This window comes from Rhizobium sp. CB3171 (assembly GCF_029714265.1).
Taxonomy (GTDB): domain Bacteria; phylum Pseudomonadota; class Alphaproteobacteria; order Rhizobiales; family Rhizobiaceae; genus Rhizobium.
In genome coordinates this window covers 2,429,619-2,453,216 of record NZ_CP121652.1, presented here as the reverse complement: position 1 = coordinate 2,453,216, position 23,598 = coordinate 2,429,619, and the positions used below count along the sequence as shown (strand labels likewise).

22 protein-coding genes are annotated in these 23,598 nt (G+C 60.2%); 7 read left to right on the top strand and 15 right to left on the bottom strand.

All coding sequences use genetic code 11. The features are described from left to right. Window positions 1-173: 173 nt before the first annotated feature. On the bottom strand, window positions 174-1,709 hold the full coding sequence (locus QA648_RS12030) for an ABC transporter substrate-binding protein (RefSeq protein WP_283047131.1): 1,536 nt from the start codon (window positions 1,707-1,709) through the stop codon (window positions 174-176). Window positions 1,710-2,087: 378 nt separating this feature from the next. Between QA648_RS12030 and QA648_RS12025 the strand changes: the two genes are divergently transcribed. Together QA648_RS12025 and QA648_RS12020 are read left to right on the top strand one after the other, a co-directional pair. Continuing rightward, window positions 2,088-4,241, top strand: a complete 2,154-nt coding sequence (locus QA648_RS12025; protein WP_283047130.1) for an indolepyruvate ferredoxin oxidoreductase subunit alpha — start codon at window positions 2,088-2,090, stop codon at window positions 4,239-4,241. Between the two features lie 9 nt (window positions 4,242-4,250). Further along, entirely contained in the window at window positions 4,251-5,810 is a 1,560-nt protein-coding gene (locus QA648_RS12020) for an indolepyruvate oxidoreductase subunit beta family protein (protein ID WP_283047128.1), read from the top strand. A 188-nt stretch (window positions 5,811-5,998) separates the two neighbouring features. Here the strand turns inward: QA648_RS12020 and QA648_RS12015 are convergent, their stop codons facing one another. From QA648_RS12015 to QA648_RS12005, 3 genes are all read right to left on the bottom strand, one after another. After that, window positions 5,999-6,505 (bottom strand): MarR family transcriptional regulator, encoded by a 507-nt coding sequence (locus QA648_RS12015; protein ID WP_283047127.1) that lies wholly within the window; start codon window positions 6,503-6,505, stop codon window positions 5,999-6,001. 27 nt (window positions 6,506-6,532) lie between these two features. Then, window positions 6,533-8,122 (bottom strand): NAD(P)/FAD-dependent oxidoreductase, encoded by a 1,590-nt coding sequence (locus QA648_RS12010; protein ID WP_283047125.1) that lies wholly within the window; start codon window positions 8,120-8,122, stop codon window positions 6,533-6,535. 74 nt (window positions 8,123-8,196) lie between these two features. Then, window positions 8,197-8,979, bottom strand: a complete 783-nt coding sequence (locus QA648_RS12005; protein ID WP_283047123.1) for a cyclase family protein — start codon at window positions 8,977-8,979, stop codon at window positions 8,197-8,199. Between the two features lie 401 nt (window positions 8,980-9,380). On the opposite strand from QA648_RS12005, the gene QA648_RS12000 reads away from it, so the two are divergent. Together QA648_RS12000 and QA648_RS11995 are read left to right on the top strand one after the other, a co-directional pair. Continuing rightward, window positions 9,381-10,949, top strand: coding sequence for an NAD(P)/FAD-dependent oxidoreductase (locus QA648_RS12000; RefSeq protein ID WP_283047121.1), 1,569 nt, complete (start codon window positions 9,381-9,383; stop codon window positions 10,947-10,949). Between the two features lie 98 nt (window positions 10,950-11,047). Then, window positions 11,048-11,563: a MarR family transcriptional regulator gene (locus tag QA648_RS11995; RefSeq protein ID WP_104824078.1), complete on the top strand. Its 516-nt coding sequence runs from the start codon at window positions 11,048-11,050 to the stop codon at window positions 11,561-11,563. A gap of 113 nt (window positions 11,564-11,676) precedes the next feature. Here QA648_RS11995 and QA648_RS11990 read toward each other — a convergent pair whose 3' ends face one another. The 7 genes from QA648_RS11990 to QA648_RS11960 all read right to left on the bottom strand — a co-directional run bounded on the left by QA648_RS11990 (window position 11,677) and on the right by QA648_RS11960 (window position 17,118). Further along, complete coding sequence (locus QA648_RS11990) at window positions 11,677-12,351, bottom strand: amino acid ABC transporter permease (protein WP_104824077.1); 675 nt, start codon at window positions 12,349-12,351, stop codon at window positions 11,677-11,679. A gap of 94 nt (window positions 12,352-12,445) precedes the next feature. Further along, complete coding sequence (locus QA648_RS11985) at window positions 12,446-13,243, bottom strand: ABC transporter substrate-binding protein (protein ID WP_283047118.1); 798 nt, start codon at window positions 13,241-13,243, stop codon at window positions 12,446-12,448. A 79-nt stretch (window positions 13,244-13,322) separates the two neighbouring features. Continuing rightward, a complete protein-coding gene (locus QA648_RS11980) occupies window positions 13,323-14,531 on the bottom strand; it encodes a pyridoxal phosphate-dependent aminotransferase (protein WP_283047117.1) in 1,209 nt (402 codons plus the stop codon). A 209-nt stretch (window positions 14,532-14,740) separates the two neighbouring features. After that, window positions 14,741-15,217 (bottom strand): DoxX family protein, encoded by a 477-nt coding sequence (locus tag QA648_RS11975; RefSeq protein WP_283047115.1) that lies wholly within the window; start codon window positions 15,215-15,217, stop codon window positions 14,741-14,743. A gap of 73 nt (window positions 15,218-15,290) precedes the next feature. Further along, window positions 15,291-15,767 (bottom strand): tetratricopeptide repeat protein, encoded by a 477-nt coding sequence (locus tag QA648_RS11970; protein WP_283047113.1) that lies wholly within the window; start codon window positions 15,765-15,767, stop codon window positions 15,291-15,293. Between the two features lie 19 nt (window positions 15,768-15,786). Continuing rightward, window positions 15,787-16,764: an MBL fold metallo-hydrolase gene (locus tag QA648_RS11965; RefSeq protein ID WP_283047111.1), complete on the bottom strand. Its 978-nt coding sequence runs from the start codon at window positions 16,762-16,764 to the stop codon at window positions 15,787-15,789. A gap of 51 nt (window positions 16,765-16,815) precedes the next feature. Continuing rightward, window positions 16,816-17,118: a hypothetical protein gene (locus QA648_RS11960; RefSeq protein ID WP_283047110.1), complete on the bottom strand. Its 303-nt coding sequence runs from the start codon at window positions 17,116-17,118 to the stop codon at window positions 16,816-16,818. 60 nt (window positions 17,119-17,178) lie between these two features. On the opposite strand from QA648_RS11960, the gene QA648_RS11955 reads away from it, so the two are divergent. Beyond that, entirely contained in the window at window positions 17,179-17,874 is a 696-nt protein-coding gene (locus tag QA648_RS11955) for a sigma-70 family RNA polymerase sigma factor (RefSeq protein ID WP_283051318.1), read from the top strand. After that, window positions 17,874-18,680, top strand: a complete 807-nt coding sequence (locus QA648_RS11950; RefSeq protein ID WP_283051317.1) for an anti-sigma factor — start codon at window positions 17,874-17,876, stop codon at window positions 18,678-18,680. The genes QA648_RS11955 and QA648_RS11950 overlap by 1 nt, the downstream gene beginning before the upstream one ends. Before the next feature lie 14 nt (window positions 18,681-18,694). Here the strand turns inward: QA648_RS11950 and QA648_RS11945 are convergent, their stop codons facing one another. From QA648_RS11945 to QA648_RS11930, 4 genes are all read right to left on the bottom strand, one after another. After that, window positions 18,695-19,465, bottom strand: a complete 771-nt coding sequence (locus QA648_RS11945; RefSeq protein ID WP_283047109.1) for an aldolase/citrate lyase family protein — start codon at window positions 19,463-19,465, stop codon at window positions 18,695-18,697. A 67-nt stretch (window positions 19,466-19,532) separates the two neighbouring features. Next, entirely contained in the window at window positions 19,533-20,813 is a 1,281-nt protein-coding gene (locus QA648_RS11940) for a cysteine desulfurase-like protein (RefSeq protein ID WP_283047107.1), read from the bottom strand. A 101-nt stretch (window positions 20,814-20,914) separates the two neighbouring features. After that, entirely contained in the window at window positions 20,915-21,640 is a 726-nt protein-coding gene (locus tag QA648_RS11935) for a GntR family transcriptional regulator (RefSeq protein WP_283047105.1), read from the bottom strand. Window positions 21,641-21,737: 97 nt separating this feature from the next. Then, window positions 21,738-22,709, bottom strand: a complete 972-nt coding sequence (locus QA648_RS11930) for a DMT family transporter (protein ID WP_283047104.1) — start codon at window positions 22,707-22,709, stop codon at window positions 21,738-21,740. A gap of 123 nt (window positions 22,710-22,832) precedes the next feature. On the opposite strand from QA648_RS11930, the gene QA648_RS11925 reads away from it, so the two are divergent. Then, on the top strand, window positions 22,833-23,594 hold the full coding sequence (locus QA648_RS11925; protein ID WP_283047102.1) for a helix-turn-helix transcriptional regulator: 762 nt from the start codon (window positions 22,833-22,835) through the stop codon (window positions 23,592-23,594). The last annotated feature ends 4 nt before the right edge of the window (window positions 23,595-23,598 follow it).

Sequence of the window (23,598 nt, the reverse complement as noted above, 5' to 3'; positions counted from 1 at the left end):
ATCCGCCCTGTCGGGCACCTTCTCCCCGTTCTGACGGGGAGAAGGGGAAGGAGGCACCCGCAGCCTAGCCCTAACGACGTGTTCACGCGAGGGAACCGGGGTCGTTCCCTCTCCCAGTCATAACGGGGAGAGGGCTAGGGTGAGGGGCAGCGCCGCAAAAGCGGAGCCAAACATCAAGCCTTTGATACCAGCGTCGGCTGCAAGGCGCCGGAAACATTCGGCGTCACCTTCAGGCTCGACTTGTAGACGATCGGCTGGACATATTGCAGCAGCGGGATCACATAGCCCTGTTCGGCGATGTATTTGATCGCGGCCTTCCAGCCGGCGATGCGTTTGGCCTCATCCTTTTCCACCCAGAGCGGCCCCAGCATGTCGTCGACATCCTTGGTCTTCCAGGCCGAGTGCGGCGAAGGACCGAACATGGCGAAACCGGTCGAGGTCGTGGGATCGCCGATGGCGTTGCCCCAATTATAGAAGGCGGCCGGACCGAGCTTGTGGGCGGCACGTAGCTCGTAGTGCTTGGCGATTTCGTAGACTTCGATATCGGCTTCGATGCCGACCTTGCGCCACATGCCGACGATCGCCTGGATCATCTCGTAATCCTTCGGCTTGAAGCCGCGGGTGGTCTTGATGCCGAATTTGACCGGCTTTTCCGGCGAATAGCCGCTGGCTGCCAAGAGTTTCTTGGCCTGTGCAGGGTCATGGGGGATTTTGATGGAAGGATCGTAGGCATCATATTCCGGCGCTTCCAGCGTCGAGAGCGGCTTGCCGTAGCCGCGCAGCAACCGTTTGATGATCGCTTCCTTGTCGATCGCCATGTTGGCGGCAAGGCGGACATTCTTGTCGAGCATCGGATCGACATTGCTGATGAAGATCATGCCGATATCGGAGATCGGCGTGGCGACGCCGGCAAGGCCGGATTTCTTTTTCAGGCGGTCGAAATCCTCATAGGGGATTTCGAGCGTCACGTCGGAGGAGCCGGACTCGATCTCGGCGACCCGGCTGGTCGTATCGGGCACGAATTTGAAGATGACCGTATCGAACGCCGGCTTGCCGCCGAAATAGTTCGGGTTCGCCTTCAGCCGCAGGTAGGAATTGCCTTCATAGGCGTCGACCATATAGGGGCCGGTGCCGACGGGCTTCTTTTCGAAGCCTTCCGCGCCAACCTTGCTATAGTAGTCCTTGGGCAGGACATAGCCGGTCAGGAAGGCCATCCATTTGAAATAGGTCGGTTCGAACCGGACGACATCGCCGGTGATGCGATTGCCCTCCACCTTGTAATTGTTGGCCGTCGACCAGATGAACTGGATCGGATTGCCGGTTTCCTGTTTGGCGGCGCGCTCCAGCGACCAGACGATGTCGTCGGGCGTGAATTTAGAGCCGTCGTGCCAGGTGACGCCTTCGCGAACATCCATCCAGACCTTGGTCTTGTCGTCGTTCCAGCCCCAGGCGGTGAGCAAGCCCGGCTGGAATTTCAGATCCGGGCCCTGGCCGATATATTGGTCGAAGACCGAGCGATAGATCGCCTGGATTGTGGGGTTGACCGCCGATGGACCGGTGGTCGGGTCGAAAGAGGGCAAATTGACGTTGAAGGCAATGGTCAGCGTGCCGGCTTCGGCGGCTTCCACGCTCGTCCTGCCCGCGAGAATTCCAGCAATAAAAGCGGCCGCGCCGAGGCTCAATGCCTCGCGCCGAGTAAGCGTTGTCATGGTCACTCCGTTCCCCTGTTAAGCGGCAGAAAAGCGTGACGCCCGCCTGCCGCTGGCGATTTATTTTCGGAATGTTTTAATCTTAAAATAAGCCTCCCGAACCGGCAAGCGCTTTCTCTGGGCATTCCGCAGATTCCGGCTCAGCTTTTTGAGCGATGATTTAGGCGGTGAAGCTCATAATTTATGCATACACATATATGTACGTTCGTCATTTATGACTCAAAATAGTATTTTTCCGAACCTCAACCCTATGCATGGCTCTGGCAATTAGGCGGGTTTTGGGGTTTCCCATTTGTTCATTGACAGCCAGACGGCGTTCAAAATATGATTTTGCAAATGATTTAAGAGCAAGCCCGATAGGGCAAAGGGGTAGCTTCGATGGCCGAACGGTCGTTTGTGCGCGAAGTCGAGGATCTGAAGCTCGGAGAAGGCGATATTTTCCGCGGCGAAGGCATTCTCGCAATCACCAAGGCGCTGTTGCAATCCGGTGTTTCCTATGTTGGTGGCTACCAGGGATCACCGATTTCCCATCTCATGGATGTGCTGGCGGATGCCAAGGACGTGATGGAGGACCTGGGTGTCCATTTCGAGACGTCCGCTTCGGAAGCTGCTGCCGCCGCTATGCTGTCGGCTTCGGTCATGTATCCGGTGCGCGGCGCCGTTACCTGGAAATCGACGGCGGGCACCAACGTTGCCTCCGATGCGCTCTCCAACCTCTCATCCGGCGGTGTCACCGGCGGCGCGCTGATCATCATCGGCGAAGACTATGGCGAAGGCTCCTCGATCATGCAGGAGCGCAGCCATGCCTACGCCATGAAGTCGCAGATGTGGCTGCTCAATCCGCGTCCAAACCTGCCGTCGATCGTGCAGGCGGTCGAGGAGGGCTTCGAACTGTCGGAAGCCTCCAACACGCCGGTCATGCTGCAGGTCGGCATCCGTAGCTGCCATGTTCACGGCCAGTTTGAAGCCAAGGACAACAAGCGGCCGAACTATACGCTCAAGCAGGCGCTGGAAAATCCGGTACGCGACGTCAACCGCATCGTGCTGCCGCCGGCTTCATTCCTGCATGAGAAGGAGAAGCTGGAAAAGCGCTGGCCGGCGGCTGTCGACTTCATCAAGAAGCGCCAGCTCAACGAGTATTTCGGCCCGTCCGAGGGCGAAGTCGGCATCATCCTGCTGGGCGGCATGTATAATGGCGTCATGCGCGCGCTGCAGCAGCTCGGCCTCGCTGATGTCTACGGCAACTCCTCGGTGCCGCTTTATGTCCTCAATGTCGCCTATCCGCTGGTTGACGATCAGATGGCCGAATTCTGCGCGAACAAGAAGGCCGTGTTGATGGTCGAGGAGGGCGCGCCGGAATATATCGAGCAATCGCTCAACACCATCCTGCGCCGTCGCGACATTCAGACCAAGGTCTCTGGCAAGGATGTGTTGCCGATGGGCGGTGAATATACCCCGCCTGTGCTGGTGAAGGGTATCAAGAACTTCCTGGAAACGCATCAGCGCATCTTGCTCGGCAACCAGCCGCCATTGCCGGACCCGACGCCTGTTCTCAACGACCCGAAGGTCAAGGCGCTGACCGAAGTCGTACCGCCGCGCCCGCCGGGATTCTGCATCGGCTGTCCCGAGCGGCCGATTTTCGCGGCGATGAAGCTGGTCGAGAACGAACTCGGCCAACATCACATCTCCGGCGATATCGGCTGTCACCTGTTCTCGATCCTGCCGCCTTTCAATATCGGCAGCACTACAATGGGTTACGGCCTCGGCCCGGCCGCCGCCTCCGCCTTCAATATCGCTGCCGACAAGCGGGCCATTTCCGTGATGGGCGATGGCGGTTTCTGGCATAACGGCCTGGCGACATCGGTCGGCAATGCGGTCTTCAACAAGCAGGACGGCGTCATCCTCGTCGTCGACAATTACTATTCGGCGGCGACCGGTGGCCAGGACATCCCATCTTCGCGCGCGCTGAACCCGCGCCGCAAGACCAACAATTCGATCGTCAACGCCGTCAAGGGCATCGGCGCCACCTGGGTCCGCCAAATCGACCGGACCTATGACGTCGGCAAGATGCGCGACACGCTGCGCGAGGCGCTGACGTCGAAGGAGCCAGGACCGAAGATCATCGTCGCGTCGTCGGAATGCATGCTGAATAAGCAGCGGCGCGTAAAGCCGCAATTCGCCAAGGCGGTGAAGGACGGCAAGCGTATGGTCAAGGAGCGCTTTGGCGTCGATGAGGATGTGTGCACGGGCGATCACGCTTGCATCCGTCTTTCCGGCTGTCCGTCACTGTCGGTCAAGCATACCGATGATCCGCTGAGGGACGATCCGGTGGCGGCGGTCGACAATAATTGCGTTGGCTGCGGCAATTGCGGCGAAGTGGCGGAGGCGGCGGTGCTCTGTCCCTCCTTCTACCGCGCCGATATCATCCATAATCCAACCGGCTGGGATCGCTTCCTCGCCCGCATGCGTGCCGCCGTCATCGGCTGGCTGCAGGCCCGCCGCCAGGCCGGCCGCATCGTCTTTGCGGATTGAGGGATCGATATGAACGAGCATGTCAGCATGACCGACATAGGCACCCAACGTCTGTCGACCGACAAGCCGCTGTCGCTGGCCGTCCTTGCCATGGGCGGGCAGGGCGGCGGGGTCTTGGCGGACTGGATCGTCGGGCTTGCCGAAGCCGAAGGCTGGATGGCGCAGACTACCTCCGTTCCCGGCGTGGCGCAGCGCACGGGCGCGACGATCTACTATATCGAGATGCTGCCGGCCCGGGATGGTCACGCGCCGATCTTTTCGCTGATGCCGACGCCGGGCGATGTCGATGTCGTTATGGCTGCCGAGCTGATGGAAGCCGGCCGGTCCGTGCTGCGGGGTCTCGTCACGCCCGACAAGACCGTGCTGATCGCCTCGACGCATCGTTCCTTCGCTGTCGGCGAAAAGGAGAAGCCGGGCGACGGCATCGGCAATCCGGAAGTGGTGGTCGACGCCACGGATTTTGCCGCCAAGCGCACCATCGCCTTCGATATGGAGGCGCTGGCGGTGAAGAACGGCAGCGTGATTTCCGCTTCGATGTTCGGTGCACTGGCAGCTTCCGGAGCATTGCCTTTCGCCAAGCAGGCTTTCGAGGCGATGATCCGCGCCGGGGGCAAAGGTATCGAACCCAGCCTGAAGGCCTTCAACGCCGCTTTCGATCGCGCCAAGGACAAGCCGCGCGATGCTGTTTCCGCGACGCCAACAAAGCATTTCGATGCCTTGCCGGAAACGGCCGGTCACCCGGCGCTCGACGGTCTGGTGCATCGCATCCGTTCCGAGTTTCCGGAGGAAGCCTGGCCGCTGTTGTTTGCCGGCATCAAGAAACTCACAGACTATCAGGACCCGGCCTATGCCGATGAATATCTGACCCGGGTTGCAGCGCTCTACGCGTTCGATCGTAAAGCCGGCGGTGAGGCGAAGGGTTTCGCTTTCACGGTGCAGGCGGCGAAATACACCGCGGTCGCCATGGCCTATGACGATGTCATCCGCGTCGCCGATTTGAAGGTGCGCGCTTCGCGCTTCGATCGCGTGCGCAAAGAAGTGGGCGCCAAGGACGACCAGATCGTCTATATGACCGAATATATGCATCCGCGCATGGAAGAGGTCTGCGGCACCCTGCCGAAACGTCTCGGCCTCTGGATCGAGAGCCGGCCCAAGCTTTTCGGTCGTCTCGATCGCATCGTCAACAAGGGCCGCCGTGTGCAGACGGGCACGCTGTTTTGGTTCCTCGGACTTTATGTCGTTTCAGCGCTGCGCCGCACGCGTCGAGGTACGCTTCGGCATGCGCGCGAAGTCGAGCATCGGGAGGCCTGGCTTTCCGTTGCCACCAATCTCCTCGGCACCAACTATGATCTCGCGGTCGAAGTGCTGAACAATCGCCGTCTGGTAAAGGGCTATTCGGACACGCATGCGCGCGGTCTGTCGAAATTCGATCGCGTGATGTCGGCGCTATCGATGCTGCGCGATCGTGACGACGGAGCTGCGTGGATGCGTCGGCTGAGACAGGCGGCGCTGATGGACGAGAAGGGGATTGCGTTGGACGGTGCGCTGAAGACGGTGGCGACGCTGTGATAGGTGTGTTTCAGCCACCCGCCCTCGTGTCGAGGCTCAGGGCCTTCGGTCCTCCGCACCTCACCATGAGGGCTAGCCTTCGCGCCAATTGCGAATTTCGCTCCGCCTCATCCTGGGGTGCATCTTAACGCGTAGCGGAAAGATGCCTCGAAGGACGGGGCGACCACAGGCGTCACCCCTGCCTTGCCTCAAATCTCATGCTTGCGGATATTGTGCAGTACCTTGTGCAGCGTCGAGATGAACGCCCGGTATTCCGTTTCTTCCACGCCATCGAACATCTGCAGAAATAGGTCGTACATGGTCGGCCAGACCTTTTCGAAGGCGGTGCGGCCTTCTTCGGTGATGGAGACGTCACGGATGCGCATGTCCTCGGTGCGGGGCTGGCGGCGAATGAAACCCTGTTGCTCCAGGGAGTCCAGCGTGCGGCTCATTGTCGATTGTTCGGTGACGGCAAAGACGGAGAGTTCGTTGATGGTGACCGAGGAAGAGACGCTGAGAACGGCGAGCGCCCGCATTTTTGCGGTCGTCATGTCGTATTCGCGCAGCTCTTCCGACATGTTGATGTTCCAGCGGGCCATCAGCCGGTTCATCAGATAGGGGGCGAAATGATTGAGCCCTATTTCGCCCATGGTCGGACGCTTCTCGGTATTCTCTTGGCTACGCCGCAAAACGGTGCCTGAAAACCGCTCCTCCATTAGACGATATCTCCCTGTGGAATCCTGTTATTTTAATGATGACGCGAGCAGGAAACCGGAGCCGCCGCCAAGACCCGGGCCGGGATGCGTCGAAGCACCAATGTGGTATAAACCTGCTACGTGCGTGCGGTGGTTAACAGACGACTTGAAGGGGCGCCAGAGGAAAAACTGGTCGATGCCGCAGTAGCCGCCATAGGGGTCGCCGCCAACGAGATTCACGTTCATGGCTTCGAGATCGGCGGGCGAATAGCTGCGCCGCGCGAGCTTTATGCCGGAGAATTTTTCGATATGGCTTTCGAGCAAGGACTCGATGCGGTCGGCATAGCGCTCTCGTACTTCCTCTGTCCAGCGGCCGTCCGGCGGTATGGCGATCTCGCCAGCCGCATCGCCCTTGATGTGCCGCGGCGCTTCGGGAAGCTGCAGCCAGAGGATCGATTTACCCTCCGGCGCACGGCTGGGATCAAAGGAAACCGGCTGGCCGATGCAGACGGTTGGTTCAGCCGGCAGCAGCCCGCGTTCGCATTCGTTGGCGGCGCGCGAAACGCCGTCGAGGCCGGGTGTCAAATGAAGAAGAGCGACCTTGCCAAGTTCGTCATCAGCCTTCCAGCGTGGCGGTTCGGATAGGGCGTAGTGTATCTGCATATTGCCTTTGCCGTAACGATAGCGGGCAACGCTGGTTTTGACGTCCGGAGGGAGGGGCGACGGCCAGTCCTTCATCAGCCGCTCGTAGAGCTGGTTTGGTGTCACGGAGCAGATGACGCCGGCATTGGCGTTCAGGGTTTCGCCACCGGCAAGTTTGACGCCGCCGGCGCGCCCACCCGGGCCGGGGGCGACACTTTCGACATCGGCACCCGTACGGATCTCCCCGCCATTGTCCGTGATCAGCCGTTCGAAGGCTGTCAGCAGCGCGCCCGCGCCGCCTTTGACGACGGGAGCGCCCGCGAGCTCTATGGCAAAGCCGATGACCTTCAGCATCTCGGCCGAATAGGCGCTTTCCGGCCCGAGGCCGCAATGCAGCACCCAGGGCGCCCAGAGCGCATGAATGTCTTCCGAGCGATAGGTGGTTTCCAGATAGCTGCGGGCCGGCATCAGGGCGTTGCCGAACCAGGCGGCGAGTTTGCGCAAACCGCGGCCCCAGCCTTGTTTTACGACAGTCCTTAACGTGGAGCCTGACCAAAGTGCTCCACCGAGCAGCGCAAACAGGAAGGGAGCGTCGGCGGCAAGCGCATCCATCTCGCGCAAGAAAGTCTGGCCATCGCCGAGCGACAGCTCGTCGAAGGTGGCGATGTTGCGGCGTCGGTCCTTCGAGAAGATGACGTGCGAACCATCCGGCCTCAGCACGCCGGTGGGCAGATCGGCGTGGGCGAATTCGAGGCCGCGGGCCTCCAGATCCTTTCCGATGGCGCCATAGGCCGGCGACGTCAGGAACAGCACCATCGTCGTTGCCATGACATCATGGATGAAGCCCGGTTCGGTGATTTCCTCGCTGCGCAGGCAACCGCCAATGCGATCATTGCGCTCGAGAACGAGTATTTTGCGTCCCTTCTTGCCGAGCATGGCGGCCGCGACCAGCGCGTTGATGCCGCTGCCGACGATAATGTAGTCATGGTCGCTCATGCCGCCGCCCCAGGCAAAGAGGAGTTTCGAAGAAGAGGGTCAAAGCATCCCCACGCTTCGACCCTCCCAGTCCATCAGGCTATCAAGGCCAGCGCGCGCACCGGAGAGCCCGTGCCCTTGACGAATTTCAGCGGTGCGGCGATCAGCACGGCGCCCTTGGGCGGAAGCTGATCGAGGTTGGAGAGGCTGGCGAGGCCGTAGCGATTGTTCTTGTGCATCAGGTTATGGGCCGGGAAAGGCGGGTTCATGCCGCCCGCGGAGCCGGCGTCGGTGCCGATCGTTTCCGAACCCCAGCCGATGATGCCCTTCGTCAGTAGATATTCGATCGCCTCGGCGGTCGGGCCCGGCGAATGCGGGCCGTTTTCATCGGCATTGAGAAAGGCTTCGGTTGAGCCGTTGCGCTTGTACCAATCGGTGCGCAGGACCACCCAGGTGCCGGCTTCGATAGCGCCATGCTCGGCTTCCCATTCCTTGATGCTGTCGACCGTCAGCAGATAGTCCGGATTGGCCGCGGCTTCCTTCGAACGGTCGATGACGTTGACTGGAGCGACGAAGTTCTGCGGCGGGATGGTGTCGGTCGTATTGTTCGGATTGTCCTTGCCGGTGATCCAGTGGCAGGGCGCGTCGAAATGCGTGCCGGTGTGCTCGCCGAGTTCCAGCCAGTTCCAGGCCCAGAACGGACCGTCCTGATTATATTCGGAAATCTTGTGTACTTTGACCGACGGCGTGTTCTTGCCGAACTGCGGTGGCAGGTAAAGCACCGGCGTTTCGGGGCCGAGCGGCGCGGTCAGATCGACGACCTTGATAGAGCCCGAAACAAGGGCCGTGGCTAAGCTGGCAAGAGTATCGGTAGTCATGTTGGGTTCCCCTTGGTTTGGTATGGTCTTGTTCCGAAAACCCTGCTGGAGCCTTCGGTTCAGGACCAAGCTCGAAAGCCGTTGCCGCCGAGAGCGCGACCGCGTTCCTCACATCGCAAAGGCCGTCCAGCGGCGGCTGGATGATGGCGAGCCTATGTTACAATATATGATATTGCAAGCATTCCGCCGGTGGCTCAGGGACCAAAAACGGCATAGGTGAGCCGTCATCTGCAACGCACGCAATCGCCGGAAAATAAAGGCTATTTATGCGCTATTTTCCTGCGGAAACGACATTTGGTTGTGGTCGTTCACAGCAATTTTCCGTCGCCGGTACTTGAAGCTTAAAGCTTAAAATGTATGCATATGCCAATAATAATCACGACATAAGAGGGATCAAATCAATGAGCTATGATGCGATCATTGTAGGCGCCGGTCATAATGGCTTGGCGGCGGCGGTGCATCTGGCGGCGAAAGGCTGGAAGGTTGCCGTCATCGAGGGCAATGCCGAGCCGGGCGGTGCCGTGAAAACCCGCGAGGTGACGCTGCCGGGCTTTCGGCATGACCTCTGCGCCATGAATCTCTCGATGTTCGCCGGCTCCGCCTTTTTCGCGCAGTACAAGAACGAGTTGATCGCCGAGGGTCTCGGCTTTGTGCCGGCGGCCGATTGTTTTGCCAGCGTCTTCCGCGACGGCACCTATCTCGGTGTCAGCACCGATCTGGAAAAGACCACGGGTGCGATCGCCGATATTTCGCCGCAGGATGCTGCTGCCTGGCGGGCCATGCTGTCGGAATTCGGTTCGGATGCGCCCCATATTTTCGGCCTGCTAGGCGCACCGATGCCGTCGGCGGCTGCGGCAGGAGTCGTCTGGAAGGCGTGGCGGGCAAAGGGGGCCGGCTGGCTCTATGAGACCGCGCGGATGCTGTTTGCCTCGCCGCGCGATTTTCTCGATGCGCGATTCCAGAATGCCGAGCTCAAGACGATGATGGCCGCCTGGGGGCTGCATCTCGATTTCGCTCCCGATGTCGCCGGCGGTGCACTTTTTCCCTATCTTGAATCGATGGCCAACCAGGCATTCGGCATGGTGATCGGCAAAGGGGGTGCAGATACGATTGTCAAGGCGATGGTCGGCGTGCTCAAGGCCAAAGGTGGCGAGCTGATGTTAGGCACGCGCGTCGACAAGATCGTCACCAGCGGCGGCAAGGCGACTGGTGTCGTGCTTGCCGATGGGCGCCGTTATGAAGCCAAGCGCGCTGTCATCGCCAATGTCCATCCGCAGATCCTGTTCGGAAAGCTTCTCGATCAGGATGCTTCGCGCCAGGAGTTCGATCGCAGGCTTGCCCGCTTCCGCGCCGGACCCGGTACGATGATGATCCATCTGGCGCTGTCCGGCCTGCCGGATTGGACGGCGGGCAAGGAGCTCAAGACATTCGCCTATGTCCACATTGCGCCGGATCTGGAGATGATGTCGCGTGTCTATGCCGAGGCAATGGGCGGGCTTTTGCCGGTCGAGCCGGCATTGGTGGTGGGCCAGCCCACGGCGATCGATCCGTCGCGTGCGCCGGATGGACAGCATGTGCTCTGGGTACAGGTGCGTGTTCTGCCGGCGGAGTTCAGTCGCGATGCGGCTGGTGAGATCAATGGAGGAAGTTGGGACGAGGTGAAAGACGCCTATGCCGAGCGTGTGCTCGACATCATCGAGCGCTATGCGCCGGGTTTGCGGACGAAGATATTGGGCCGGTCGGTGTTTTCGCCCCTCGATCTCGAACGTGAAAATCCCAATCTGATCGGCGGCGATAATCTTTCCGGCAGCCACCACCTCGACCAGAATTTCCTGTTTCGCCCGGTCGCCGGCTATTCGCGCTATAAGACGCCTGTCGGTTCCCTCTATATGTGCGGCGCGTCTACCTGGCCGGGCGCGGGTACGGGCGCCGGCTCCGGCTTCATGCTGGGCAAAATGCTGGCGAAATGACTGTCTTCGAGCTTGACGCGTAAACCTTTGACATTTGAAATATTGCTCCGTAGACCGTTCGTGTATGAAATTGCAACGCGGTGATTTGAGCTGACATCATGGCTGAGTCCGAAAGTGAAACCGTCGATCTGGAAATCATCGTCCAGGGGACGCAAGAGGGCAAAAAGCAGGAGCTGCGGCTCTGGCTGCGCATGCTGTCGACCACAAAGCTGATATCGCAGGAAATCCGCCGCCGCCTTCGCAACGAGTTCGGCGCGACCTTGCCGCAATTCGACCTGATGGCCCAGCTCTATCGTGAGCGCGAGGGCCTGCGGCTTGGCGAACTTTCCAAGCGTACGATGGTCACCAACGGCAACGTGACGGGATTGGTCGAGCGGCTGGAAACGGATGGCCTGGTTCTGCGTGCGACGCCCGACGGTGACCGGCGCGTGACGGTCGCCAGGCTGACGAAGAAGGGCGAGGAGCTGTTCACCGCCATGGCCGCCGCCCATGAGGGCTGGTTGCGGGACATGATGGCCGATGTCGATCCCGCCATAATCGCCGAAGTCTGGAAGGATATTGGCGGAGTGAAGGCGTCCGTCAACAATCACCTTTCCGGTGCTGCCTTCGATTGATGGCTATTACCGCCTACCGGTTCAGCTTTTCACGGAATTGCAGAACCGCTCTATCTCTTTGTTCTTTCGCAATTCCGGACGGAAAACCGCTACGCACTTTTCCTGGAATTGCTCTACCGCGCCTTCTCGCTCTTGAATCTCTTTTCGAGCACACTCACAAGCCGCACCATCGGCCAGAGCAGGATGATATAGATCAGCGCGGCCATGATCAGCGGCGAGGGGTTAGCATAGAAGCCCTGCGCATTCTGTCCCTCCTTCAAGAGTTCCGGCAAAGCCACGGTCGAAGCGAGCGACGTATCCTTGAACATCGAGACGCAATTGCTGGTGGTCGGCGGAATGACGATGCGGATCGCCTGCGGCAGCACGACCTTATAGAGCGTTACCAGGAAGGGAATGCCGAGAGCGGCGGCGGCTTCGAACTGACCGCGCGGCACGCTTTCGATGCCGGAACGGAAGACTTCCGCGGAATAGGCGGCCAGCACGATCGAGAAGCCCAGGATCGCGGACCACCAGGCCGAGAAGCTGATGCCGACAAAGGGCAGGGCGTAGTAGATCAGGATCAGCACCACCAGCATCGGCATGGCGCGCATGATGTCGATATAGGCGACCGTCAGCAGCCGGAAGGGCTTCGGCGCATAGAGGCGGATCAGGCTGACGACGAGCCCGCCGGAAACGCCGATGAGGATGCTGACCACGCCGAGCGCCAGCGTCATCCAGAGACCGCGCAGCAATTGGGGGAAGGCCGAAATCATGACGTCGGAATTGAAGAAAGTATCGACGAGCGACATTGGCACTCCCATCAGGCGAACAGAATGAAGGTCTAGCACAATTACGCCGGCTGAGAGGGCCGGCGTAGAGATTTCAACGAAAATGATCTTTTGATCACGCTTTGGGGATAGGCATTTCGGTGACGGTGGAGGAGCCGGCGGGCGCCTTGCTGCCAAACCACTTTTCGTGGATCTTTTCGAGCGTACCGTCCTTCTTCATCGCAGTGATGGCGTCGTTGATCTTGGCGACGAGCGACGAATCCTTGGTCATCATCAGGCCGTATTGTTCGCCGGTCTTGATGCGATCCTTGATGGCAAAGCCCTTGGTCTTGACGAAGAGATATTGCATGCCGGGAATGTCGCTGACGACGGCATCGATGCGGCCGGCGCCGAGATCGAGGAACATATCTTGCTGGGCGTTGTAACCCTTGACGTCGGCGAAGCCGTTGGCGGCCTTGTTGTCGTTTACCCACTTCTCGCCGGTCGAGCCGGAAAGGACGCCGATGGTCTTGCCCTTGAGATCGGCGAGCCCTTTGATCGCGCTACCGTCCTTGGTGGCGATACCCATGTCGGAATCGTAATAGGGCTGGGTGAAGGACTGGGACTTCAGGCGTTCCGGCGTGATGGTGATCGAAGAGATCGCCACATCGATGCGCTTGGAGCTGGTCGCGGCGAACAGGGCCTGGAAGCCGTAGTCGGCAATATTGGTGGTCATGCCGGCGCGCTTGGCGGCTTCGTTGACGATATCGACCTCGAAGCCCTCGAAGGTCCCGCTGTCAGTCTTGTATTCGAATGGCGGGTTGTTCGGATAGGAGCCGACATTCAGCACGTCGGCGGCATAGGCGAAGTGGCTGCCGCCGGCCATGCCGACAACGGTCGCCAGGACCAGTAGATTACGACGGGTAAAATTCATTTGATTGTCTCCCTCTGGTTATGACCGCCGGCGCCATCTGCCCGCGGGTATTGCCGGTCCGCCGCTATGGGCGGGGCCGTCATTTCATCGCGTCGACCATGCGATCGAGTGCGACACGCATCTGTTCGGTGTCACGGAATGTGCACATGCGCAGGAATGCGCGCGAGGATTCCCCGAAGTGATAGCCGGGCGCGAGGCCAACGCGCGCTGTTTCGAGAATGCGCTCGCAGACTGCCGTCGCATCGGCTTCGCCTTCAAGCGCGAAGAAAGCATACATGCCGCCGCGCGGCTTTTCCGGCAGGATGATGCCAGGTATCTGCGGCAGCTTTTCATAGGCGAGATCGAGGCCGGCTTTGATCCTGGCGCGGATTTCGGCGATCAGCGGCTCGCCTTCGCGTATCGCCGCGACGCCGCCCGCCTGGATCATCGCCGATGTGCCGCTGTTGACATACTGCGTCATGGCGCCGAGCTGATCGGCGATATCCGACGGGTGCGTGAGCCAGCCGATGCGCCAGCCAGTCATCGCCCATGCCTTGGAGAAACTGTTGACGGCAATCACCCGGTCGCCATCTTCGGCCACCTGAAGGATCGACGGTGCGATCTCTCCGTGGAAATAGAGGCGGGCATAGACTTCATCGGAGATGATCCAGATGCCGGTACGGCGGCTGAAATCGAGCAGCGCCTGCATCTCCTCGCGTGTTGCCGTCCATCCGGTTGGATTGGCAGGCGTCGACAGAAAGATGGCGCGGGTGCGGGCATCGCAGCGCGCGAAGAGCTTGTCGATGTCGAGCCGCCAATCTGTGTCGAAATCGAGCGACACCGGGCGTGGCTCACCGCCGATTAGATGGATGGCATTGTGGATATTCGGCCATTGCGGCGCGACATAGACGACATTGGTGCCGACATCGACCAGCAGCTCCAGGGCCATGTAGAGCGCCTGCATGCCGCCGGGCGCGACGGTGGTGCGCTCGATCGGGATGGGGCGGCCATGCCATTGGGTCTGATAGTCGCAGAGGGCTTCGTTCAGGGCCGGAAGGCCGCGCATGTTCGGCACGTAGAAGGTCTGGCCCTCGTCCAGCGCCTTCTTGGCTGCGTCGCGGATGAAGGCTGGTGTCACCATGTCGCTTTCGCCGAACCATAGCGGAATAACACCGCCGAGCTCGCGAGCGCGCTTGGCAAGCACGGCGATATTGTCGGTTCGCAGATCACGGATCTGGGCGCGAATGCCTTCGAAGGCGTTTCGGTTGCGTGCGGTTTCGGACAAGCTGTGCGATGGCGGAGGAGACAAAGAACTTTTCCTGAAATCCTGATGTCAACGGGTCGTTCCGTCGCGAATGACGGCGCTCGGATTTGCCCTTCATCGTGGGATGGTTATCCAAAACGAGACGCATTTCAAGGAAAAAGTTTTAAGCTTAAAAAATCTGTTAGAATGTCGAAAACAGCCCGTGACAGGCTGTTTTCGACAAGGATTTCACGTCGATGGATATTATGAGGCGTTCAGAGAATGCCTCTCGACCGCGCGCGGCGTATTGGTTTGCGAGACTTGTCGCCCGAAGTCATGATGCGGCGTTCGAGGAAGCGGTCCACGGAGAGTGCGCCGGCACCCGTCGTGACCAGAACGAACATGCCGCCGGCGATGGCAAGGTCCTTTTCGAAATGCAGGATTTCGTTGTGGTTGGCGAAATCGGTATGGAAGATCAATGCTGTCGACAGGCAGAAGAGCCCGAGCGACAGGGCGCCGAGGCGGGTCAGCAAACCGAGCGCTATCGAAAGGCCCGCGCCAAGCTGCAACGCGATTACGGCGACCACCAGCAGCTCGAAAACACCAAGCTTCGCCATGGCGATGACAGCGGCGTCGAAATTGAGCGCCAACGTCATGCCCTCATGCAGGAATATCCAGGCCATCAGCAGCCGGCCGGCCAGCAGCGTCATGTCCATTGGATGCACGACGTTTAAATTTTCTGAATAGTCCATGTGTCACCTCCCATTGGGGCGGTGCGCCTGCGAGGTGCCGTTCGGCGTCATAGGCGCACGCGTGGGTCTCAGGTTAATTGGAAGCCTTGGCATCGGCAGTCTTGACATCGATCGCCTTTTGCAGGTCCTCGAGCTCTTCGCAGCCGCTTGGGCAAAGCTGCTTCAGCGTCGCCAGTTGCTCCTTTGCCTTGTCCATATTGCCGGTCTCGACATAGAGCTCGCCGAGATATTCGCGGGCGCCCTTGTGATCGGGCTGCAGTTCCAGTGCCTTGGTGTAGTAGGTCAGCGACGTCTGGAAATCGCCGGTCTTTCTGAGCGTGAAGCCCAGAAGATTGTAGACGTCCGCCTGCTGATGATCCTCGGCCAAGCCGCGGAGTTCGGCCAATGCGCCGGTATAGTCCTTCGCGTCGATCTTGGCGCGAACGGAGGTCAGGTCAGGTGCATCCGTGGTTTCCATGTTGTCGACGGCGAAAGCCGGAAGCGCGATGGCCGCGGGAAGGATGGTGGCGGCGCAAAGGCTGGCGGCGCCGAAGATTGCGTATTTGAACATGATAGGTCTCCTTGAGTGTTCAGGCCTGTGTTGTCGGGGTAAAGCCGTAGGCGTCGCCGTCCTTCACGAAGGTGCCGGACCCCGGGAAGGGGAAATGCGAGCCGCAGATCTTGATGTTGTCGGCGATGACGCGATCGACCAGCTTGCGCCGCGTGACGACGGCTGCCGGCCCGTCCTGATCGTAGCTCCCCTCCCATTCCGGGTGGGGAGCGAGCAGCGCCGGCACGTACATGACGTCGGCGGAGACGAGTAGCTGTTCCTTGCCCGAGGCGACAAGGAAGGTGGAATGGCCGGGCGTATGGCCGGGTGCGGCGACGAGGTGAACGCCGGGAGCCACTTCTGCGCCATCGCCGACCAATTTCCAGTTGTTCCATTTCGGAAAGACGGCGCCGATGCGTTTTCCGGCGTCCTTGCGGCCTGGGGCTAGTTTGTCGACACGGTCGGGCGCCGTCCACCAATTGAATTCGTCGGCATTGGTGACGAGTTCGGCGTGGGCGAAAACCGGTTCATTCGTGCCTTTTTCCATCAGGCCCCAGACATGATCGGGATGGAAATGCGAGATGATCACCGTATCGATATTCTTGTAGTCGATACCGGCCGCGGCCATGTTGGCGGGCAGATGGGTCGCATTGGCCTGCCATTGGCCGACGCCGGAGCCCGCATCCATCATGACCAGCCGGTCGCCGATCTTCAGGACGACGACGGTGAGTGGAATGGGCATGAATTCTGTGGTCTGGCCGGCGGCGGCCAGCGCCTGTTTGGTATCCTCGACCGAGGCATTCTTGATGAAAGCGGGATCATGAGGCTTGCGCCATATGCCGTCATAAATGGCGGTGACTTCGACATCCCCGACCTTGTAGCGATAGAAACCGACCTCCGGTTCAAGCGGTGTTGCGGCCTTGGCCAGCGACGGGATGAATTCCAGCTTCGCCGACAGGCCGAAAGCGGCTGCTGCCGCGGCCGAGCTCAAAACAGTGCGGCGCGTCATGTTGAACATTGCCTTGTCTCCTCTTTGAGTGGCATCGCCACGCGAAGCGGAGGACAAGGATCAATCAATGCCTCCGCTGTCGAAGGAGATCGCCGGTCTTGGCGGATTATTCTCGGCTAACGGCATCTTTCTTATAAGCTTTTGATATAATTTATTTAATTCTGCTGGTGTGGTGGAATAAGCGGGTGCACAGTGGGGCAGGCTGCTGCAAGGCATTGTCGCCGACGAAAAATATTTGCGAGCTGCGAGAATAAAATGCCGCCCGAAACGATCTGGAGAGTGAAGAGCAATATTCGCATCAGGGACTAGCCCGACCGAAACCGACGCTGGAGCAATGCAGGGATCATGACGACGGATATCCATTTTGCCTTCTTCGCATTCGGCGACCGGCCCCCGTCGGGTTTCGTTTCTGTATTGACCCGGATGCGTGCCGTTGCCGCCTTTGTCGGCCAATCCTTCGTTTCATTCACGCAATTGCGCCCAGCCGTCGCCATCGATGCGGTTGGTCCGATGCTGCAATCGATGCACCGCGAAAATGTCGGGGGCCTTTCGCCGGCATCGCGCGATCTGATGTTACGGTTTCAGAATACGATCGTTCCGCATCTGGATGCCGCCTATAATTTCGCACGCTTTCTCAGCCGGGATGCCGATGCGGCGCAGGACATCGTGCAGGAAGCGTTCCTGCGTGCCTATCGCAATTTCGAGAACTACCGGGGCGGCGAGCCTCGGGCCTGGATGTTTGCCATCGTCCGGAACTGTTACTACGTCTGGCTGAGCGAAGGCCGGCGCAAGGCGCGTTTCGAGACGCCGATGACGGCAAACGATGTGGGGGACGAAGATCTGTCACACGGCGGTGCCCACGACGTTGCCTCTGAGGAGGACTCGCCCGAGGCCGCCTTGATCCGCAAGTCGGAGTCGCAGCGGGTCCGGCAAGTTATCAGCTCTCTTGCGGACCTGTCGCGGGAAGTGCTGGTGCTGCGGGAGCTGGAAAACCTGTCTTACCGCCAGATCGCCGACATAACCGATGTGCCGATTGGAACCGTAATGTCGCGGCTTGCCAGGGCGAGGCGTGAATTCTGCGAGGCATGGCAACTGGGCGAGAAAGGCGGGGCCGCATGATGAGCGAGAAAACCCCGGAAAGCTGCCCGGAATGGGAATCGATCCTTCATTGCTACGTGGATGATGAACTCGATGCAGTTCACACGATACAATTCGAACAGCATCTTGCGACATGCCCGCAATGCACCGCCGCCTTGGAAGGGCTCAAAGACATGAAGCGGGTCGTCGGTCGGGACGGTGTTAAATGGAAAGCGCCCGATGAGGTTCGCTCGCGTATTATGACGGCCATTTCTCTTGAGGAGGCTCAGCGGCAGGCGCAGGCTCCGGGGACACGGCGCCACGAAACCGTATGGTGGTGGCGTGGTCTGCAAATGTTTGGGCAATGGAGCTTCATACCGTCACTGGCGGCCCTAGCGGCTAGTCTTATGCTTGTGCTTGGCAATCCGCAGGTGAGTGCGCCCATTCAGAACGAGTTGCTGGCAAGCCATGTGCGCTCGATGCTCGCCAATCATCTCGTCGACGTGCAGACATCCGACCAGCATACGGTCAAGCCGTGGTTCAACGGCAAGATCGACTTTTCGCCGCCGGTGGTCGATCTTGCCGCGGACGGTTTTCCGCTGATCGGCGGCCGGGTGGATTATATCAATGGCCGGGTCGTAGCGGCGCTCGTCTATCGCCGCCATGGCCATGTCATCAATCTCTTCGTCTGGCCGGGCGCAAAGGTCGTGCAGAGCGCGACGATGCATGATGGCTATAACCTCACCGAATGGTCCGGCGGCGGGCTGGTCTTCTGGGCGGTTTCGGATGTCAGCGCGCCCGACCTTGCTGCTTTCCGCGATAATTTTTCACGAGCAGCCGGTCTCTAGAGCCCTTGGCACTTCTATGATTTGGCCGCGCCCTGTTGACGTGCCTGGGCAACCCCATCAGCAATGCCAGCGCCCAGAAACATGGTGTCGCTGGCGAGTAGGAAGAAGCTAATGCCGGCGGAAAGCCAGGCGCCGATATCGTCTGGAGACGGTCGGAAGATGCCGACCGTGCGGTCGGCGGCGAGCGCGGTTTTCGTGATGGTTTCGATCGCGGCGTTGAGCTTGTCTTTCCCTGCAGGACCCATGGCATCGATCGAGACGGAGAGGTCGCCGGGGCCGATGAAGATGACGTCGACGCCATCGACGGCGGCGATCTCCGCAATATTGGCGAGCCCTTCCGCCGTCTCCACCTGAACGGCAAGCACGAGTTCGGCATTGGCCTTGGCGAGATAATCCGGAATGCGATAGCCGTAAGCGGCCGCCCGACCGGGACCAACGCCGCGTTCGCCGATCGGCGGATACCGGGTCGCCAGCACGGCAGCTTTTGCCTGCGCCGCCGTTGACACGCGCGGCACGAGAACGCCCGCCGCGCCTGCATCCAGCGCCGAGGCGATGGAATCCGGCGCATGGCCGGGCACGCGGACCATGGCGGGAACACGATGGACATCGGCGGCGCGGATCAGGTCCTCGATGCGCTCGCGGCCGATCTGCGAATGTTCCCAATCGATGCAGAGGAAATCGACGCCGGCCGCTGCCGTAACCTCGATGGCGACGGGATGCGGAATGGCGGCGAAGGTGCCGATGAGCAGGTTTTTCTCGATGCAGTTCTTGCGGAAATTGCCCATGGTTTTTCTGCCTCTCCAACGATCTCTGCGAAGAGGGATAGCCTCAAATCAAATCTCTGCGAAGCGACTATTTGTACCGCGCCATGACCTCTGTAAGCACTTTCTCGAACCGCGCGATTTCCTCGACCTTATTGTAATGCACGAGAGATACGCGGATGGCACCGGTTTCCATGGAGAGGCCGAGGCGTTTCATCAGGCGCGGGGCAAACATATGGCCGTCGCGCAGCCCGATACCCGCTTCGCCCAAGTCCGCAGCGAATTCCTGCGGCGTGATCCCCGGCATGTTGAAGCAAATGGTCGGCACGCGCTGTTCGAGGCGGGCATCGTCGGAAATGCCGTAGATGACAGCGCCGTGGCGCTTCAGAACGGCGATCATCTCGCGCGAAAGCATCAGCTCGTATTCGCGGATGGCACCCATGGCAGCGGCAAGCGCCCCGCGGCGGGTGTGTTGGCCCGCCGGCAGGAAGCGGAGGCCGAGGGCTTCGAGATATTTGACGGCGGCGTTCATGCCCGCGACGTTTTCATAGGTGAAAGTGCCGACTTCGATCTTGTAGGGCGGCACGTCCGGGATGAAGTCTTCCTTGAAGGTCGGCAGCTTGACCAGCGCGTCGTAGCGGCCCCAGAGGAAGCCCATATGCGGCGAGAAATTCTTGTAGCCCGAGCAGACGAGATAGTCGCAATTCCAGGCTTGCACGTCCATCAGGCCATGCGGGCCATAGTGGACGCAATCGAGGAAGACTTCGGCGCCGGCCGCATGCGCCAGCTTGCCCACAGTGGCGACATCAACGATCGTGCCGATGGAGTGGGCAGTCACGGTGCAGGCGACGAGGCGGGTCTTGTCGTTCAGCAGCGGCTTCAGGTCTTCGGTGTGCAGCGCGCCGTCTTCGCGCATGCGCCACCAGACGATTTTGGCGCCATCGGCCTCCAGCGCCAGCCAGGTGGCGATGTTGGCGTCATGGTCCATATCGGTAATGACGATCTCGTTGCGCTCGCCGAGCAGCTTGGCGATGCCGAGGCTTACCAGGCGGATGAACGACGTGGCATTTTGGCCGAAGGAGATTTCTTCGGGACGATAGGCGTTGACCAACATGGCAACGCTCTCGCGCGCCTCATCCAGATTGCGGTCGACGCCCTGGCTGTGCTGGTATTTCGCCATGCGCTGGACATTGTAGTCGATCAGATGATTGGCCACCGCATCGACCACCGTCTGCGGCACTTGCGAGCCACCGGCATTGTCGAGAAACACGAAATCGCCGGCCTTCTGAATAGCCGGAAACATGGCGCGGATTTCATCGACCGGAAAGCTGTTATGGCCAGAAAATTTCGATGGCGAAGGGGAAACGCTCATGAGGATCTCGCTCACAGAAAGGGATTGAAAATGTCGTTATGATCATTTGATCACAAAATATTTGAGGGTTCAACTAAATTCCTCGCCCTATATCGGACGGTTCACCGCCGCAGCGCTGAGGCCGGTCCCTTGGCGCGAGGTTCGTCTTCTGTAGGGCAATAGTCGCGCAGGATCTCATGGGTGCGACGGATATCAGCGACGACGCCATCCCGGGCGCGGGCGAAATCGCCGGCCTTTAGCGCTTCGATGATCGGGAAATGCGGGCCTGCGGGATCGATCTCGCCGCTGCGCATCAGCGGCTCGACGGAGGCCGACAACATTCGCATATAGGGGCCGAAACGCAGCCACAGCGTTTCGATCAGTTGTAGCAGCACCTCCGAGCCGGAGGCGCGGTAGATGGTGAAATGGAACTGCTGGTTCCTCGCCATGAGTTCGTAGACATTGCTGCTGCGGCCGATGGCGTGCTGTTCGGCGGCGATGCGCTCCAATGTCTGGATATCGGTGGCCGTCAGACGGGGAATGCCAAGCTCGGCGGCCAATCCTTCAACGGCAATGCGGGCGCGGCAGAGATCGTCGAGGCGGGCAAGCGTCACGATTGGGATGCGGGCAGAGCCATTCGGCGCGACCTCCAGCGCATTTTCCGCCGCAAGCCTCCGCAAGGCTTCGCGCACGGGCATGTTGCTGGTGCCGAATGTTTCGGCGAGCGAGGCGATGGTCAGCGTCTGGCCGGGATCGAAATTGCCGGCCATCAGCGCATTGCGCAACTGTTGGTAAACGCCCTCCTGGATGGTCGTTCTCGAAGACACCGGTTCCAAGGCTATGCGCACACTCGTTTCCTTCTTGCTCGGGCGACTCCCGTCGCATCGTTCATCGTAGAACGAAGGACGGCCCGATGAAAAGAGTTTCGACGCGAAGACCGGACTTTCAGACTTCCTCCGTCTCCCAAGCAGCCTGATCCGCGCCCGGCTCTGTCTCGCCCTTGGCGATCTTCGCCTGCCGGAGGCCAAGCCCGACGCCGATGAGAGCGAGCGCGCCGCCAATAGTATGATAGGCGTATAGCTGCTCGTGTAGGATTGCCCAGGCGAGGACCGCCACGATGATCGGCAGGAGATTGATGAGCAGTGAGGTGCGGGCGGCTCCAAGTTTCTGGATGCCGATCATCCAGCAGAGCGGTGCGACCAGCGATGTCGGAATGGCCGCATAGAGGACCAGCGGCAGATTGGCCGAGTTGATCGCCGAGATGTCGCCCATCAGGAAAACCGGAATCAACAGAATGGTCGAAAAGCCGATCTGCCAGAATAATTGCTGCCACATGGAAATTGGCATCGCCCAGCGTTTCAACATCACGCCATACAGCGAGTTTGACAGTACAGCAACGATCATCAGGCCGTCGCCGATATGGAATCCGCCACTCAGTAGGGTCGCCGGATGCCCCTGGGATGTCAGATAAATCAGGCCGATCAGCGAGATGGCTCCGCCTGCGAGATTGGTGGCCGTCAGCTTTTCGCCGGCGAGTGCGCTGGCAAGCAGCGTCGATAGCAGCGGCATCAGCGCCACAATGACGCCCATGTTGACCGCCGAGGTGGTCTTGGCGGCCTCATAGGCAAGGCTTTGATAGATGACCATCCCGAGTGCGCTGAGGGTGGCGAGCTTCAGCCAGTATTGCTTGAGGACGGTACGGTTCTGCCATGCGGCCCGGCCAACGAAGGGCAGGAGAACGAGAAAGGCCAGCAGCCAGCGATAGAAGGAGATCGAACCGGGCGAGATGACGCCGGATGCTGCCTTGGTGACGATGGTATTGCCGGACCAGATGAGCACGGTGCAAAGCGGCGCAAGCGCGGCGCTCGTCATGATGGAGGTCGTGCTATTGGCCGGAGGGGTCGTGTTGCTGCTCATGGCGGTCCTCCTATCGGATGGTCGGCCTGGCCGGATCGGTCGAGATTATGGTGAAGCCACTTTTATGCTCTGTCTGATTACTGGTATATAGCGAGTTTCAGACATCGGTAGCGGATTACGGACATGAGTGCGCGCGAACCACGTATCCAGGGAGACCCGCCGCAGCCGGTCTCCTTCCGGACGGAGAATTACAAGGGCGGCACGATCTTTCCCGCCAAACGCCAGACCTGGGGCGAGCTGAATTATGCGCTCGCCGGCGTCGTCGATTTCGATATTCAGGGCGTGCGCTATCTGTCGCCGCCGCATTATGCCATCTGGATTCCGCCTGATGTGCTGCATGAGGCATGGAACCAGTACGATGTTCGCTATGTCACCGTTTATGTCGAGCGCTCGCTCTGCGCCAATCTTCCGGCGGCACCGGCAACGCTTGGCCTCAGCCCGCTTCTGAAGGCAATCCTTGCCGACTTCGCCACTCGTGACATCACCGTGCCGAAGAGCGAGGAGGACCTGCGGCTGGCCGAGGTGCTGGTCGATCAGATACGCCTGGCGCCGCGCAGCGAGAGCTATTTGCCGCTATCAGACGACGCGTTGCTCGGACCGGTTCTGAGGGCACTGCAGGCCGATCCTGGCGACCGCCATTCCCTGGCGGAATGGGCGCATCGGATGAAAACGACCGAGCGGACGCTTTCCCGTCGCTGCCACGATCAACTCGGCATTTCCTTCAACGAGTGGCGCCAGCGGCTGAAGCTGGTTGCGGCGCTGGCGATGATCGAAGCCGGCCAGCCGGTACAGCGGATTGCGGCGCAACTGGGTTACGGCAACGCCTCCGCTTTCATCGCGATGTTCCGCCGGCTGACGGGGACGAGCCCGACGCAGATGCGCTGACACC

Bases quoted from the DNA above. Each gene is read 5' to 3' on its own strand.
- QA648_RS12030 (WP_283047131.1), bottom strand. From the start codon at position 1,709: ATGACAACGCTTACTCGGCGCGAGGCATTGAGCCTCGGCGCGGCCGCT.
- QA648_RS12020 (WP_283047128.1), top strand. From the start codon at position 4,251: ATGAACGAGCATGTCAGCATGACCGACATAGGCACCCAACGTCTGTCG.
- QA648_RS11925 (WP_283047102.1), top strand. From the start codon at position 22,833: ATGAGTGCGCGCGAACCACGTATCCAGGGAGACCCGCCGCAGCCGGTC.
- QA648_RS12015 (WP_283047127.1), bottom strand. From the start codon at position 6,505: ATGGAGGAGCGGTTTTCAGGCACCGTTTTGCGGCGTAGCCAAGAGAAT.
- QA648_RS11940 (WP_283047107.1), bottom strand. From the start codon at position 20,813: ATGAGCGTTTCCCCTTCGCCATCGAAATTTTCTGGCCATAACAGCTTT.
- QA648_RS11985 (WP_283047118.1), bottom strand. From the start codon at position 13,243: ATGAATTTTACCCGTCGTAATCTACTGGTCCTGGCGACCGTTGTCGGC.
- QA648_RS11950 (WP_283051317.1), top strand. From the start codon at position 17,874: ATGAGCGAGAAAACCCCGGAAAGCTGCCCGGAATGGGAATCGATCCTT.
- QA648_RS11945 (WP_283047109.1), bottom strand. From the start codon at position 19,465: ATGGGCAATTTCCGCAAGAACTGCATCGAGAAAAACCTGCTCATCGGC.
- QA648_RS12005 (WP_283047123.1), bottom strand. From the start codon at position 8,979: ATGACTACCGATACTCTTGCCAGCTTAGCCACGGCCCTTGTTTCGGGC.
- QA648_RS12025 (WP_283047130.1), top strand. From the start codon at position 2,088: ATGGCCGAACGGTCGTTTGTGCGCGAAGTCGAGGATCTGAAGCTCGGA.
- QA648_RS11975 (WP_283047115.1), bottom strand. From the start codon at position 15,217: ATGGACTATTCAGAAAATTTAAACGTCGTGCATCCAATGGACATGACG.
- QA648_RS11970 (WP_283047113.1), bottom strand. From the start codon at position 15,767: ATGTTCAAATACGCAATCTTCGGCGCCGCCAGCCTTTGCGCCGCCACC.
- QA648_RS11965 (WP_283047111.1), bottom strand. From the start codon at position 16,764: ATGTTCAACATGACGCGCCGCACTGTTTTGAGCTCGGCCGCGGCAGCA.
- QA648_RS11990 (WP_104824077.1), bottom strand. From the start codon at position 12,351: ATGTCGCTCGTCGATACTTTCTTCAATTCCGACGTCATGATTTCGGCC.
- QA648_RS11955 (WP_283051318.1), top strand. From the start codon at position 17,179: ATGCGTGCCGTTGCCGCCTTTGTCGGCCAATCCTTCGTTTCATTCACG.
- QA648_RS11930 (WP_283047104.1), bottom strand. From the start codon at position 22,709: ATGAGCAGCAACACGACCCCTCCGGCCAATAGCACGACCTCCATCATG.
- QA648_RS11960 (WP_283047110.1), bottom strand. From the start codon at position 17,118: ATGGATATCCGTCGTCATGATCCCTGCATTGCTCCAGCGTCGGTTTCG.
- QA648_RS12000 (WP_283047121.1), top strand. From the start codon at position 9,381: ATGAGCTATGATGCGATCATTGTAGGCGCCGGTCATAATGGCTTGGCG.
- QA648_RS12010 (WP_283047125.1), bottom strand. From the start codon at position 8,122: ATGAGCGACCATGACTACATTATCGTCGGCAGCGGCATCAACGCGCTG.
- QA648_RS11995 (WP_104824078.1), top strand. From the start codon at position 11,048: ATGGCTGAGTCCGAAAGTGAAACCGTCGATCTGGAAATCATCGTCCAG.